The sequence below is a fragment of the Neisseria dentiae genome (assembly GCF_014055005.1).
Classification (GTDB): Bacteria; Pseudomonadota; Gammaproteobacteria; order Burkholderiales; family Neisseriaceae; genus Neisseria; species Neisseria dentiae.
This window is the reverse complement of record NZ_CP059570.1, coordinates 1,644,526-1,657,173: the sequence shown is the minus strand read 5'-3', so window position 1 is coordinate 1,657,173 and position 12,648 is coordinate 1,644,526. Positions and strand designations below refer to the sequence as shown.

General features: G+C 55.6%; 14 protein-coding genes. 12 read left to right on the top strand and 2 right to left on the bottom strand.

Annotated features, from left to right (window positions below; all coding sequences use genetic code 11):
* Positions 1-223: 223 nt before the first annotated feature.
* A complete protein-coding gene (locus tag H3L92_RS07875) occupies positions 224-1,048 on the bottom strand; it encodes a 3'-5' exonuclease (protein ID WP_115336338.1) in 825 nt (274 codons plus the stop codon).
* 196 nt (positions 1,049-1,244) lie between these two features.
* On the opposite strand from H3L92_RS07875, the gene H3L92_RS07870 reads away from it, so the two are divergent.
* The 12 genes from H3L92_RS07870 to H3L92_RS07815 all read left to right on the top strand — a co-directional run bounded on the left by H3L92_RS07870 (position 1,245) and on the right by H3L92_RS07815 (position 11,338).
* Positions 1,245-2,033 carry a DsbC family protein gene (locus H3L92_RS07870; protein ID WP_085366245.1) on the top strand — a complete coding sequence of 263 codons (789 nt, stop codon included), beginning with the start codon at positions 1,245-1,247 and terminating at the stop codon, positions 2,031-2,033.
* A 188-nt stretch (positions 2,034-2,221) separates the two neighbouring features.
* Positions 2,222-3,103 carry a prephenate dehydrogenase gene (locus tag H3L92_RS07865; protein WP_085366246.1) on the top strand — a complete coding sequence of 294 codons (882 nt, stop codon included), beginning with the start codon at positions 2,222-2,224 and terminating at the stop codon, positions 3,101-3,103.
* A gap of 133 nt (positions 3,104-3,236) precedes the next feature.
* Positions 3,237-3,728, top strand: coding sequence for a disulfide bond formation protein B (locus H3L92_RS07860; RefSeq protein WP_085366247.1), 492 nt, complete (start codon positions 3,237-3,239; stop codon positions 3,726-3,728).
* A gap of 217 nt (positions 3,729-3,945) precedes the next feature.
* Positions 3,946-4,386, top strand: a complete 441-nt coding sequence (gene mscL / locus H3L92_RS07855) for a large conductance mechanosensitive channel protein MscL (RefSeq protein ID WP_085366248.1) — start codon at positions 3,946-3,948, stop codon at positions 4,384-4,386.
* Between the two features lie 148 nt (positions 4,387-4,534).
* On the top strand, positions 4,535-5,161 hold the full coding sequence (gene trhA / locus H3L92_RS07850; protein ID WP_085366249.1) for a PAQR family membrane homeostasis protein TrhA: 627 nt from the start codon (positions 4,535-4,537) through the stop codon (positions 5,159-5,161).
* Positions 5,162-5,394: 233 nt separating this feature from the next.
* The gene (gene ptsN / locus H3L92_RS07845; RefSeq protein WP_085366250.1) at positions 5,395-5,844 is read left to right on the top strand and encodes a PTS IIA-like nitrogen regulatory protein PtsN; all 450 of its coding nucleotides are present in this window, start codon (positions 5,395-5,397) and stop codon (positions 5,842-5,844) included.
* A 3-nt stretch (positions 5,845-5,847) separates the two neighbouring features.
* Complete coding sequence (hprK, locus tag H3L92_RS07840; RefSeq protein WP_085366251.1) at positions 5,848-6,882, top strand: HPr(Ser) kinase/phosphatase; 1,035 nt, start codon at positions 5,848-5,850, stop codon at positions 6,880-6,882.
* Entirely contained in the window at positions 6,863-7,717 is an 855-nt protein-coding gene (rapZ, locus tag H3L92_RS07835; RefSeq protein ID WP_085366252.1) for an RNase adapter RapZ, read from the top strand. Before hprK ends, rapZ begins: the two co-directional genes overlap by 20 nt.
* A gap of 243 nt (positions 7,718-7,960) precedes the next feature.
* Positions 7,961-8,893 carry a ribosome biogenesis GTPase YlqF gene (gene ylqF / locus H3L92_RS07830; protein WP_085366253.1) on the top strand — a complete coding sequence of 311 codons (933 nt, stop codon included), beginning with the start codon at positions 7,961-7,963 and terminating at the stop codon, positions 8,891-8,893.
* A complete protein-coding gene (locus H3L92_RS07825; protein WP_169710491.1) occupies positions 8,890-9,240 on the top strand; it encodes a hypothetical protein in 351 nt (116 codons plus the stop codon). Before ylqF ends, H3L92_RS07825 begins: the two co-directional genes overlap by 4 nt.
* A gap of 57 nt (positions 9,241-9,297) precedes the next feature.
* Positions 9,298-9,927, top strand: coding sequence for an SMC-Scp complex subunit ScpB (scpB, locus tag H3L92_RS07820; RefSeq protein ID WP_085366254.1), 630 nt, complete (start codon positions 9,298-9,300; stop codon positions 9,925-9,927).
* A gap of 406 nt (positions 9,928-10,333) precedes the next feature.
* Positions 10,334-11,338 (top strand): pseudouridine synthase, encoded by a 1,005-nt coding sequence (locus H3L92_RS07815; RefSeq protein WP_085366255.1) that lies wholly within the window; start codon positions 10,334-10,336, stop codon positions 11,336-11,338.
* Positions 11,339-11,535: 197 nt separating this feature from the next.
* Here the strand turns inward: H3L92_RS07815 and mutY are convergent, their stop codons facing one another.
* Positions 11,536-12,600: an A/G-specific adenine glycosylase gene (gene mutY / locus H3L92_RS07810; RefSeq protein ID WP_085366256.1), complete on the bottom strand. Its 1,065-nt coding sequence runs from the start codon at positions 12,598-12,600 to the stop codon at positions 11,536-11,538.
* Positions 12,601-12,648 lie beyond the last annotated feature (48 nt).

Sequence of the window (12,648 nt, the reverse complement as noted above, 5' to 3'; positions counted from 1 at the left end):
TGGATATATAGTGAATCAACTTAGATAACAAGTATATGCTTCATACTCGGGTTAAGCCCGATTATGAAAAAACTTTTATTAAACAAGTGGTTTTGCTATATGCGAATGAATATCAGGCCGTCTGAAAACGCTTTTTCAGACGGCCTGATGTTTTAAGAATCACATCGTAATTTTTCTATGTATTGTATTATGAACCGCCACTCTTTACGTTGATAACTTGGGTTTACCGCCATGCGGCGCAGAATTCGGCCCAATGGGCCTTTTCTTCTGCCAGTGTTTTCAAGTAGCCTTTCATGCGTTTGATTTCCAGCTCGTATTCGTCGGCATCGAGTGCGCCGCTCATCATGCGGAAGCGCAGATACATTAAATAAGTGTTGGCAGCATCGGTTTCGCAATAGTCGCGGATGTCTTTCAGACGGCCTGCATGGTAGGCTTCCCACACTTTGCTGCCGTCCATGCCGAGTTTGCCGGGAAAGCCGCACAGTTTGGCCATGTCGTCGAGCGGCACGCTGGAACGGGGCTGGTAGAGGGCGAGCAGGTCCATCAGGTCGCAATGGCGGCTGTGGTAGCGGCTGATGTAGTTGTTCCATTTGAAGTCGCGGCTGTCGCCGAAATCGCCTTCGCCCATGTCCCAATAGCGGGCGGCGGGAATGCCGTGTATCAGGGCGCGGTAGTGCAAAACGGGCAGGTCGAAGCCGCCGCCGTTCCAGCTCACCAGTTGCGGCGTGTGGGTTTCGACCAGATCGAAAAACTTGGCGATCATGGTTTCTTCGTCGTCGCTGGTTTCGCCTATGGTGCCGACGTGGATTTTATCCTGCCCCCAACGCATACAGCAGGAAATCGCCACCACTTGGTGCAGGTGGTGCTGCATGAAGTCGCTGCCGGTTTGGGCGCGGCGTTTCTGCTGGGCGAAAACAACCGCATCGGCATCGTTTACGCTGTCGGGCAGTTCGTAAAGCGTGCGTATGCCCTTCACATCGGGCACGGTTTCGATATCGAAGGCTAGAATCGGGGTCATGGCCGGGGCTTCCGTATAAGGTTTCGGCATTTTGGCATGAAGCGGCGCGTGCGCCAAGTGTGGTGTGAAAATATCATTTTCGGGGCGGAAATTCATGTTTTAACGGAAAGAAACGCAGAGTTTGGTAGAATGTGTGTGTTTAAAAGGCCGTCTGAACGTTTCAGACGGCCTTGAGAGCTTTTCAGGCAGGGCGACAACCCCGCACATAAACGATATGAGGAAATACATGAAATTCATCAAACAACCGCTGCTGCACGCTTTGCTGCTGGTTTCGCTGGCTGCTTGCGGCCAAACGCCGGTGAAAAACGGCCAGGCGGGCGCGGAGCCGCAAAAGGTGCAGGCCGAAGCCAAAACAGGCGCCGAAGCAGCCATTAAGGACAAGCTGGAAAAAACCTATGCCGAGCAGAAATTGAGCGTGCAAAGCGTGCGCCCCACGCCTGTCGGCGGTATTTACGAAGTAGTGGTGTCGGGCAACCAGATTATCTACACCGATGCCAAAGCCGACTATATCTTGCAGGGCAGCCTGCTCGACATCAACAAGCGCGTCGATCTGACCGAAGAGCGCATGGCCGAGTTGAGCACCGTCGAATTCGACTCGCTGCCGCTCGATAAAGCCATTAAAGAAGTGCGCGGCAACGGCAAACTCAAGGTGGCGGTGTTTTCCGACCCCGACTGCCCGTTTTGCAAGCGTTTGGAACACGAATTTGCCAAGATGACCGACATCACCATTTATAACTTTATGATGCCGATTGCCAGCCTGCACCCCGATGCCGCCCGCAAGGCCGAACAGATTTGGTGCCAGAAAGACCGCACCGCCGCATGGACGGCCTGGATGCGCGAAGGCAAAATACCGCCGAAGGTTGCGGATTGCGAAAACCCGGTGGCAGAAACCACTTCGCTGGGCGAGCAGTTGGGCTTCCACGGCACGCCGGCGCTGGTGTTCCCCAACGGGCGCACGCAAAGCGGCTACAGCCCGCTGCCGCAGTTGCAGAAAACGATTGAATCCAATCAATAAAGCACGGCAGGCCGTCTGAAAAACACACCGTGTTAAGCACGGCAGAAAATATTTCAGACGGCCTGCTGCGGCTGCAATAAAAACGGCAGGCTGCCGAACCGGCAGCTTGGCAAGACGGTTTTATCCCCCGCAACCAATCGGGTAAACTGACGCCTTTCAACCTGCATCCGACGGCAACATTCACGGTTATGACTGCACATTCCGCCCCCAAAAACATCACCCTTATCGGCGTCGGCCTGATAGGCGGCTCGTTTGTGCTCGATTTGAAACACAAAGGGCTGGTGGGCGCAGTAACGGGCATCGACCTTGACCGCAGCAATCTCGACCGCGCGTTGGAGCGCAAAGTCATCGACCGCGCGTTTGACCATATTTGCGCCGAAGCCGTCGGCGGGGCGGATTTGGTGATGGTGGCCACGCCCGTTGCCACGTTGCCGGCCGTATGCGCGGAACTGGCGCCGCTGCTTGACGGCCATACCGTGATAACCGACGTGGGTAGCACCAAACAATCGGCAATCGACGCGTTCAGGCAATATCTGCCGCAACAGCTGCCGCGCTGCATCGCCGCCCACCCGATTGCCGGTTCCGACCGCAGCGGCGCATTGGCGGCGCAGTTCGGGCTGTTTCAAAACAAAAAACTGATTATCTGCCCGCACGGTGCAGAAGATTCAGACGGCCTCCGCCTGGTGGAATCGCTGTGGCAGGCGGTGGGGGCGCAAACCTTCCGCATGAGCGCGCGCGAGCACGATGCCGTTTTCGCCGCCGTGTCGCACCTGCCGCACCTCTTGGCCTATGCTTATGTGCACCAAATCGCCACCCATCCCGACGGCGGCGTTTATTTCGATTTCGCCGCCTCGGGCTTCCGGGACTTCACCCGCATCGCATCCAGCCACCCCGCCATCTGGGCCGACATCTGCCTGGCCAACAAACACAGCCTGCTTGCGCTGCTCGACGGCCAGCAGCAGCAGCTGGCCGCCCTGAAAACCATGCTCGACAAGGGCGACGCCGCCGCACTTTACCGTTATTTTGAAGAGGCCAAGCAGGCGCGCGACGATTGGGCGGCTTTGCAATAAAACGGCGGTAACCGCGCGGGCGGTATCGGGCAGGCCGTCTGAAAACAAACCGTGCCCGCCGGTTGACGGCTTTTTCTTTTGAAACTGATGAAATTTATCGCCATCGGGCCTGCCCGATACGGAGTATTTATTTATGAATCTGTTCCGCAAAACCTTATGGGCGGTGGTGCTGCTTTCGGTCTGCACCGCCATCGGTTCGTTTTATTCGCAATACGTTATGGGGCTGAACCCCTGCGTGTTGTGCATTTTGCAGCGCGTATCGGTGCTGGCCGTCGGCATAACGGCGTTGCTGGCTGCGCTGGGCAGGCAGAAGAGCAGGGCGGGGCGTATGTTTGGTGCGCTGTTGGTGAGCGTGCCGGCCGTGTATGGCGCGGGCGTGGCGGTGTATCAAATGTATATCCAAAGCCTGCCGCCGGGCACCGCTCCGGCCTGCGGCGCACCGTGGACGTTCCGCCTGCGCGACTGGCCGCTGTTTGATTTATACGAGCCGGTTATCCGCGGTTTCGGCGATTGCGCCGTGCCCGATTATTTTTTAGGCGTGCCGCTGCCGGTGTGGAGCGTGCTGTATTTCGGTTTCGTGTTGCTGCTGGTGTGGGTGAGCTGGCTGAAAAGCCGTTCGCTTTGATGCGGGCCGACTGCGGTAAAAAAGTTACACTTATTGTTAAGCGGTATTTTTTACACCCGAGCGGGAACTAAAACCACCGTTTTGTATCCAAAACACAAAATTTAACTATGCTGTACATACCATTACAATAAATCCAGTACCATGCGCGGTCTTGTTTTTGAAAGCGCAGTTTTTTAACGCTTCACACATTTTTTTGAGTTTTTAGAAAGGAAGTATTATGTCTTTGGCACAAGAGTTTAAAGAGTTTATTATGCGCGGTAACGTTATCGACCTCGCGGTCGGTATGGTTATCGGTACGGCGTTCAGCGGCATCGTAAAATCTTTGGTTGACGATGTGATTATGCCCCCCATCGGTATTCTGATTGGCGGCGTGGATTTCTCGAATCTGTTCATCACCCTGAAAGACGGTGCCAACGCCCCCGAAGCCGGTTATTCTACTTTGGCCGCCGCGCAAGCCGCCGGTGCGGTTACTTTGAACATCGGTCTGTTTATCAACACCGTTATCAGCTTCCTGATTATCGCCGCTGCCATTTTCGTGGTAATCAAACTGATCAACAAACTGAAACGCGAAGCCCCGGCTGCCGAAGAAGCACCGGCCGAGCCTTCTGAAGAAGTGTTGCTGTTGCGCGAAATCCGCGACTCTTTGAGCAAAAAATAATATTTGCCCGAACAATATCCAGGCCGTCTGAAAGGTTTTCAGACGGCCTGGTTTTTATCGAGCCTTTAACCCGATTTAATCATAGCCGGCTGCACGTTTGGTGCGGAATGCAGTAAACTGGCAGACCTTTCAAATAAGAATTATTACGATGTACGCAGGCGAAAGATTTAACGCATACAGCCATCTGGCCGGTGCGGTGCTGGCTGTGGCCGGGCTGGTGCTGCTTTTGGTTAAGGCGGCAGGCACGCTCGACATGTATAAAATCGTCAGCGCGGCGGCCTACGGCACCTGCCTGATTGTGCTGTATGCCGGTTCCACCGTTTACCACAGTGTGCCGCAGCCCAAATTGAAAGCAGTGCTGCAAAAAGTGGATCATTGCGCCATTTATCTTTTGATTGCAGGCAGTTATACACCGTTTACGCTGGTGTCGCTGCACGGCGCATGGGGCTGGTCGCTGTTCGGCGTATCATGGGGGTTGGCCGTGTTCGGCATCGCCCAAGAGCTGACCATAGGCCGCAAAAGCGAAAAGCGGCTGCTTTCGATGATACTGTATGTGCTGATGGGCTGGCTGGTGCTGGTGGCGATTTACCCGCTGGCCAAAAGCCTGCCGCCGGAAGGGCTGTTTTGGCTGGTGTTGGGCGGCCTGCTTTACAGCGCGGGGATTTACTGGTTTGTGAACGACGAAAAAATCAAACACGGCCACGGCATCTGGCATTTGTTTGTGCTCGGCGGCAGTTTGGCACAGTTTGTTTGCGTGTATTTTTATGTGATTTAACATCCGCTATATCGGCTCGCAATGAAAACGCCCGGGCCGTCTGAAACCGCCGCAAGGTTTTCAGACGGCCCGGGCGTTTTAATATGACTTGGTTATAAGTGGCTGAATTGTTTAAAAATAAATAGTTAAAAAGCGGCGCGGAATTATGTAAAGCAGGGCTGAAAAATTTGAGATTTGACCCAACAGTAGGTACAATCCGCATCTGTTTTGCTTACATAAGTTAAGAGATTGATATGAGCCTGATCAGCGAAATCTTGCCTTTATCCCATATTGAGCTGGATTTGGAAGTCAGCAGTAAAAAGCGCGTGTTCGAGCAGGCGGGGCTGTTGTTGGAAAACGAAGCCGGATTGGCGCGGGCCGATGTGTTCGATTGCCTGTTTGCCCGCGAAAAGCTCGGCACTACCGGTTTGGGGCAGGGCGTTGCGATTCCGCACGGCCGCCATGCTTCGGTGAAAAAAGCGGTGGGCGCGTTTATCCGCACCAAAGAGCCGGTGCCTTTCGATGCGCCCGACGGCAAGCCGGTTTCGCTGATTTTCGTTTTGCTGGTGCCCGAAAACGCCACCGGCGAGCATTTGGAAGTGTTGTCGAAACTCGCCGGCCGGTTTTCGCAGAAATCCGTGCGCGAGGCCTTATCGGTTGCCGCATCGCCCGAAGAAGTGCAGCGGCTTTTGAACGAAGAGTAAGTTATGCCCAGTATTTCCGTCCGCCGCCTGTATCAGGACAACCAGCACAAGCTGCAACTGGCTTGGGCGGCCGGTACGGCGGGAGCCGACAACCGCATCGGCATCAAGGCCGACAAGCCCGTTTTGGCGCTGGTCGGCCATTTGAATTTTATCCACCCCAACCAAGTGCAGGTAATCGGCGTGGCCGAGGCCGAGTTTTTGAAGCGCATGGAAGATGAGGCCGACGATCTCAGCGACCTGAGCACGATGGTGGATAAAACCCGCCCCATGCGCCAGGTGCAGGCAAACGGCAACCCTGAAGAGAGTTTCGGCGCGCTGTTTGATATTCCCATGTCGGTGGTGATTGTGGCCAACGGCCTGCCCGTGTCGCCCATGCTGCGCGACTACTGCCACACCAACAATATCCCGCTGCTCACGTCCAAACTGGAAAGCCCGCATTTGATGGACGTGCTGCGGATTTACCTGCAACGCACACTGGCGGTTTCCACCGTGAAACACGGCGTGTTTCTCGATGTGTTTGAAATCGGCGTGCTGATTACCGGCCAATCCGGCCTGGGTAAAAGCGAGCTGGCGTTGGAACTCATTTCGCGCGGGCACAGTCTGATTGCCGATGATGCGGTCGAACTTTACCGCACAGGCCCCGAAACGCTCGACGGCCGCTGCCCGCCCATGCTGAAAGATTTTCTCGAAGTGCGCGGGCTGGGGGTGTTGAACATCCGCCATATTTTCGGCGAAACGTCTATCCGGCCGAAAAAAATCCTTCAATTAATCATTAATTTGGTTGCTGCCGATGATGAATACATGAAACGGCTCGACCGTTTGAGCATCCGTTCGGAAACCGAATCCATTTTAGATGTCAGCGTGCGCTCGGTTACCCTGCCCGTGGCGGTGGGCCGCAACCTGGCCGTATTGGTCGAAGCCGCCGTGCGCAACTATATTTTGCAGTTGCGCGGCAAAGACAGCACCAAAGAATTTTTGGAACGCCACCAAAGCATGCTGAAAGAAAACGAAACCAGCCATGAAAATAGTATTGATTAGCGGGCTTTCCGGCTCGGGAAAGTCTGTTGCGCTCAAACTTCTGGAAGATTTGGGCTACTACTGCGTCGATAACCTGCCCATCAAACTCCTGCCCGATCTGGTGGCCTACCATGCCGAGAGCAGCGAAGTTACCCAACTGGGCATCAGCATAGATATCCGCTCGCGCATCGACATCAAAGAAGCGCAAACCCAAATCCAAGCCCTGCGTGAACAGGGGCACGAAGTGGAGATTCTGTTTCTCGAAGCCGAAGAAGGCGTTTTGGTGCGCCGTTTTTCGGAAACCCGCCGCAGCCACCCCCTTTCCGGCCAAACCCTAACCCTGCTGGAGAGCCTGCAACAGGAAAAAATCTGGCTGTTTCCCCTGCGCGAAGCCGCCTACTGCATCGACACTTCCAAAATGAACGCCCAACAGCTGCGCCACACCGTGCAGCAATGGCTCAAACACGAACGGCAGGGCCTGCTGGTGATTTTGGAATCGTTCGGCTTCAAATACGGCGTGCCCACCAACGTTGATTTTCTGTTCGATATGCGTAGCCTGCCCAACCCTTATTACGACACCGAGCTGCGCCCATTCAACGGCATGGACAAACCGATTCAGGATTATTTGGGCAACCAGCCCGCCGTGCAGGAAATGATTAACGACATCGGCAACTTCATGAGCCGCTGGCTGCCGCAGATGCAGGTGGAAAGCCGCAGCTACGTTACCATCGGCATAGGCTGCACCGGCGGCCAGCACCGCTCGGTGTATGTGGTGGAAAAACTGGCCGAACGCCTGCAAGGGCACTACGAACTGCTGGTGCGCCACCGCCAGCTCAACCGCTTGGCGGAACGCTGAGTTTTCAGACGGCCTTTTTTGATATTTCAGGCCGTCTGAAAGCAAATCCCGCTCCGTGTTATAATGCCGCAAACATTCAGGCAGCCTGCTTTCGGGCTGCCTGATTACTATCCGACAAACGTTCCCCTAACAACTTTTCAGACGGCCTTTTATAGTGGATTAACAAGAATTGAGGCAAGGCAAAGCCGCATTAGTTTTTGTTTATCCACCGTAAGCCGCGCAACCCCGAAAGAGCAGCACACTATGGCAATCCAATGGTTTCCCGGCCACATGAACAAAGCCAAAAAGGCCATCGCCGAGCGCATCAAAAGCGTGGACATGGTAATCGAAATGCTCGACGCCCGCCTGCCCGCGTCCAGCGAAAACCCCCTGCTGGCGCAGCTTTCCAAAGGCAAACCCAAGCTCAAAATCCTCAACAAGCAGGATTTGGCCGACCCCGAACGCACCGCAATTTGGCTCGAACACTACAACAGCCGCCCCGACACCCAAGCCATCGCGCTCGACTCCTCCGAAACCGCCGCCACCGCCAAAATCACCCGCGCCTGCCGAGCCATGATGCCCAACCGAGGCGGCATCGACAAACCCCTGCGCGTATTGATTTGCGGCATTCCCAACGTCGGCAAATCCACCCTGATTAACGGCATGATCGGCAAAAAAACCGCCAAAACCGGCAACGAACCCGGCATCACCAAAGCCGAACAGCGCCTGTTTCTCGCCGACGACTTCTGGCTCTACGACACCCCCGGCATGTTATGGCCGAAAATCATCGTCGAAGAGAGCGGCTACAACCTCGCCGCCAGCGGCGCCGTCGGCCGCAACGCGCTCGACGAAGAAGAAGTCGCCCTAGAACTTTTAGACTACCTGCGCCGCCACTACCTGCCACTGCTGCAAACGCGCTATCAGGCCGACAAAGACCCCAGCAGCCACTGGCAAGACACCGACTGGCTCGAATGGATTGCCAAAAAACGCGGCGCAGTTTTAAGCGGCGGCCGTATCAACTACCAAAAAGCCGCCGAAAACACCCTCACCGACTTCCGCGACGGCCAAATCGGACGCATCACCTTAGAAACACCGCACCAATGGGAAAGCTGGCTGAAAGCGGCCAAACAGAAAGAAGCCGAGCTTAAAGCCGCGAGGGAAGCCAGAAAGGCAGAGAGAAAAGGAAAACCCTCATGAAACCGATATTTTCCGCCGCATTATGGGCAGGCATCTTATCTTTAACCGCCTGCGCTCATTCAGACGGCCTGAACAAGCCGGCAACCGAACCATCAGAAAAGCGCGTCCGAATCTACAAATCCGACGGTTCGCGCCAATGCGAAGGCGGCGGCATCAGCCCCGAAGCCATGAAAAGCCAATTGCAGGGTATACGCGTGTATGCCGCCGAAAAACAGGTTTTGCGCGGCATGATGTTCCCCGCTGTGTGCGGCGGCCAAACCGGCAGCATTAACGTATATACTATTGCCGAACAAGATTTATCCGAAGCCGGAAAGCGCGGGTTTAATCTATTGAAGCAGAAAGATTAACTTAACGTTTCAGACGGCCTGTTGCCGAAACAGGCCGTCTGAAACCCAAATAAAACCATGACCGAAAAACTCCCCCCCGATGCGCTGATCGAAGCCGCGCTTTTAACCCAAACCGAGCCTTTAAGCGAAAAAACCATGCGCGAGTTGTGTGTGCCGCCGCTGTCGCAGGATAAACTGATCGACGTGCTGGCCAACCTCAAAGCACGCTGGCACAACCGCGCCCTGCAATTAACCCACACCCACGAGGGCTGGCGTTTCCAAATCGCGCAGGCGGCGTTTGAGCGGTTGGGCAGCTTGCAGGAGCAGCGCGCGCCGCGCTATTCGCGCGCGGTGATGGAAACGCTGGCGATTATCGCCTACCAGCAGCCGGTTACGCGCGGCGACATCGAAGGCATACGCGGCGTGGCGGTGTCGCAAAACGTGATGCAAACGCTGCAAGACAGGGGCTGGATTGAGGTTATCGGCCACCGCGATTCGGTCGGCCGCCCCGCGCTGTGGGCCACCACCAATGTGTTTTTAAGCGATTTGCAGCTCGAAAGTTTGGAAGAGCTGCCGCCGCTGACCGAATTGGGCGAACTGGTGCTGCCCGATTTGATCGAACCGGCCGACAGCGGCGAAGAGCCGGAGGCGTTCGAGCCGGAACAGGAAATTACCGACGGCGGAAACGCCGATATCCGTTTGAATTAGTGTTCAGACGGCCTGAAAGATATAGTTAAATTACCTGGTAATCCGTTCCGTCATACCCCGAGTATGACGCGTGTGCTCTGTCTTGATTTGACTGACTATCAACAGGCCGAGACCTTTGCAAAAATACCTTAAGGCCGTCTGAAATGCTTAAATCCCGTCATTCCCGCGTAGGCGGGAATCCAGATGGAAATATTGAAGTATTGATTAAACAAATACTTGGATGCCAAGTGTCTGGATTCCCGCCTACGCGGGAATGACGGAATTCAGGTTTTTTCAGATAGTAATTTGAATTTTGCAAAGGTCTCAGGCCGTCTGAAAAACCCTTTTTACCAACCCGACCTGCCCGCCGCAAGGCCGCAGAAGAACCGTTTTGCTCAGACAGCAAAACGCGTTAGGAGAACCCGAAATGTCTAAAAAAACCGTAAGCAAACGCGAATTCCGCGATGGTGTGGCGGATAAGAAAAAGCCCGCCCGCAGGCCGTCTGAAAAAGTTTCGGACGGCCTCAAAGCCAAGCCGAAACGCGACCAGAATGCCGCACCGAAAACGCAGGCGGCGCGCGCCAAAAAACTGGTGGTGCGCAACCCCAACCAAAAAATCATGGAGCGCGCCCGCGATTTGAAAGAAAAACGCGCCGATTTGGAAAGCTTCGAGCCGGTGCGCCTGCAAAAAGCGTTGGCCGCGTCGGGCGTAGGTTCGCGCCGCGAAATGGAAGAATGGATTACCCAAGGCTTGGTAACGGTGAACGGCAAAACCGCGCAATTGGGCGACAAAGTGTCGCCCGACGACCAAGTGCAGGTAAAAGGCAGCGTAATCAAGCTCAAATGGCCCGACCGCCTGCCGCGCATTATTCTTTACTATAAACAGGAGGGCGAAATCGTGTCGCGCGACGACCCGCAAGGGCGCGTGAGCATTTTCGACCGCCTGCCGCAGGCTGCCAGCAGCCGCTGGGTGGCCATCGGCCGTTTGGACATCAACACCAGCGGCCTGCTGATTCTCACCACTTCGGGCGAGCTGGTAAACCGTTTCGCCCACCCCAGCTTTGAAGTGGAGCGCGAATACGCCGTTCGCGTGTTGGGCGAGATGAGCACCGACCAGATGAAAACGCTCACCGAAGAAGGCGTGATGCTGGAAGACGGCTTGGCGAGGGCAGAGCGTATTTACGAGCAGGGCGGCGAAGGGGCGAACAAGTGGTACAACATTGTGATTAAAGAAGGCCGCAACCGAGAAGTGCGCCGCATTTTCGAGCATTTCGGCTTAACCGTCAGCCGCCTGGTGCGCGTAGGCTTCGGCCCCATCGGCCTGCCCAACCGCCTCAAACGCGGCCAGTTTTACGAGCTGAATCCCGCCGAAGTGGCCAATATCATGAAATGGGCGGATATGCCGCTGCCCGGCAGCCGCAGGAGAAGATAAGGGTTTGAAACACGGTTAAAGGCCGTCTGAAAAGGTTTTCAGACGGCCTTTAACCTTTGCAAGTTATTTCGGTAACTTAAAACCCTTGCGTCATACTCATGCTCAACCCAAGCATCTGTTTGTTTCAAAAGAAATAACAGATACCCGGGCTGAGCACGGGTATGACGAACATAAAATATTCTCAAAAATAAACATTTTCAGGACTGAACCGGTTTTTTGCCAAGGACTCTGCCGTACAAAAAATCATGCAGTGGTTTGGGCAGACCGTAGCTGGCCAGATTTTGTTTTTCCACCCACAGGCCGTCTGAAAGCCGTTCGGCGGGCGTGTGGTTTGCGGTTGCGGCAAACGGGGTAATCAGTAACAAACGGTGGGTGAGGCGGTGGGTGAGCGAGGGTTGTTCTTCGAGGCCGTCTGAAAAAACGCCGAAGCGCTCTGCGGCCTCGTTGAGGCTGCCCAAGCTGTCGAAACACGGTACGCAATAGAGGCCGCCCCAAATGCCTTCAGGCGGCCGCTTTTCAAGCCAAACCGCGCCATCGGGGCGGCTCAGCACCAGCCAGAACAGCGGCAGCGTCCGCACGGTGGGTGCGGCTTTTTTGCGCGGCAGCTCGGCCGTGCGGTTTTGCGCCCGTGCTTGGCAGATGCCGCTCATCGGGCAGGCGCCGCATAAGGGTTTGCTGCGTTTGCAGACGGTGGCGCCCAAGTCCATCAGCCCCTGCGTATAGGCGGGCATATCGCTGCCGTTTTCGGGCAGCAGCGATTCGGCCAGCGCCCACAGTTGCTTTTCGAATTTTTTGTCGGTGATGTCGCCGTCGAGCGCGAACACGCGGCAGAGCACTCGTTTGACGTTGCCGTCTAAAATGGCTTCGCGTTTGTGGAAGGCGAAAGCGGCAATGGCTGCCGCCGTGCTTCTGCCTACGCCGCAGAGTTTTTCCAGCCCTTCGCGTTCTTGCGGAAACGTTCCGCCGAAGGTTTCCATCACCTGCCGCGCGGCTTTGTGCAGGTTGCGGGCGCGGCTGTAATAACCCAGGCCGGCCCACAGGCCGAGCACTTCGTCTTGCCCGGCCGCGGCCAGATCGGCCACGCCAGGAAAACGGGCGGTAAAGCGCGGGTAGTAATCCAACACGGTGGCCACTTGGGTTTGCTGCAACATGATTTCCGACAGCCACACGTTGTAGGGGTTGCGCACCTGCCACGGCAGGTGGTGGCGGCCGTGCTGTTTCTGCCAGCGTATCAGGCGGGTTGCGAAAGAAGGGTCGGTCATGGCGGGCGGTCGGCGGGAAAGAAAAGGCGTATTGTAAACGGAATGCGG

What these genes read in the sequence shown, in the direction of transcription:
- H3L92_RS07875 (WP_115336338.1), bottom strand. Translation starts at nt 1,048, where the DNA reads ATGCCGAAACCTTATACGGAAGCCCCGGCCATGACCCCGATTCTAGCC.
- H3L92_RS07870 (WP_085366245.1), top strand. Translation starts at nt 1,245, where the DNA reads ATGAAATTCATCAAACAACCGCTGCTGCACGCTTTGCTGCTGGTTTCG.
- H3L92_RS07865 (WP_085366246.1), top strand. Translation starts at nt 2,222, where the DNA reads ATGACTGCACATTCCGCCCCCAAAAACATCACCCTTATCGGCGTCGGC.
- H3L92_RS07860 (WP_085366247.1), top strand. Translation starts at nt 3,237, where the DNA reads ATGAATCTGTTCCGCAAAACCTTATGGGCGGTGGTGCTGCTTTCGGTC.
- mscL (WP_085366248.1), top strand. Translation starts at nt 3,946, where the DNA reads ATGTCTTTGGCACAAGAGTTTAAAGAGTTTATTATGCGCGGTAACGTT.
- trhA (WP_085366249.1), top strand. Translation starts at nt 4,535, where the DNA reads ATGTACGCAGGCGAAAGATTTAACGCATACAGCCATCTGGCCGGTGCG.
- ptsN (WP_085366250.1), top strand. Translation starts at nt 5,395, where the DNA reads ATGAGCCTGATCAGCGAAATCTTGCCTTTATCCCATATTGAGCTGGAT.
- hprK (WP_085366251.1), top strand. Translation starts at nt 5,848, where the DNA reads ATGCCCAGTATTTCCGTCCGCCGCCTGTATCAGGACAACCAGCACAAG.
- rapZ (WP_085366252.1), top strand. Translation starts at nt 6,863, where the DNA reads ATGAAAATAGTATTGATTAGCGGGCTTTCCGGCTCGGGAAAGTCTGTT.
- ylqF (WP_085366253.1), top strand. Translation starts at nt 7,961, where the DNA reads ATGGCAATCCAATGGTTTCCCGGCCACATGAACAAAGCCAAAAAGGCC.
- H3L92_RS07825 (WP_169710491.1), top strand. Translation starts at nt 8,890, where the DNA reads ATGAAACCGATATTTTCCGCCGCATTATGGGCAGGCATCTTATCTTTA.
- scpB (WP_085366254.1), top strand. Translation starts at nt 9,298, where the DNA reads ATGACCGAAAAACTCCCCCCCGATGCGCTGATCGAAGCCGCGCTTTTA.
- H3L92_RS07815 (WP_085366255.1), top strand. Translation starts at nt 10,334, where the DNA reads ATGTCTAAAAAAACCGTAAGCAAACGCGAATTCCGCGATGGTGTGGCG.
- mutY (WP_085366256.1), bottom strand. Translation starts at nt 12,600, where the DNA reads ATGACCGACCCTTCTTTCGCAACCCGCCTGATACGCTGGCAGAAACAG.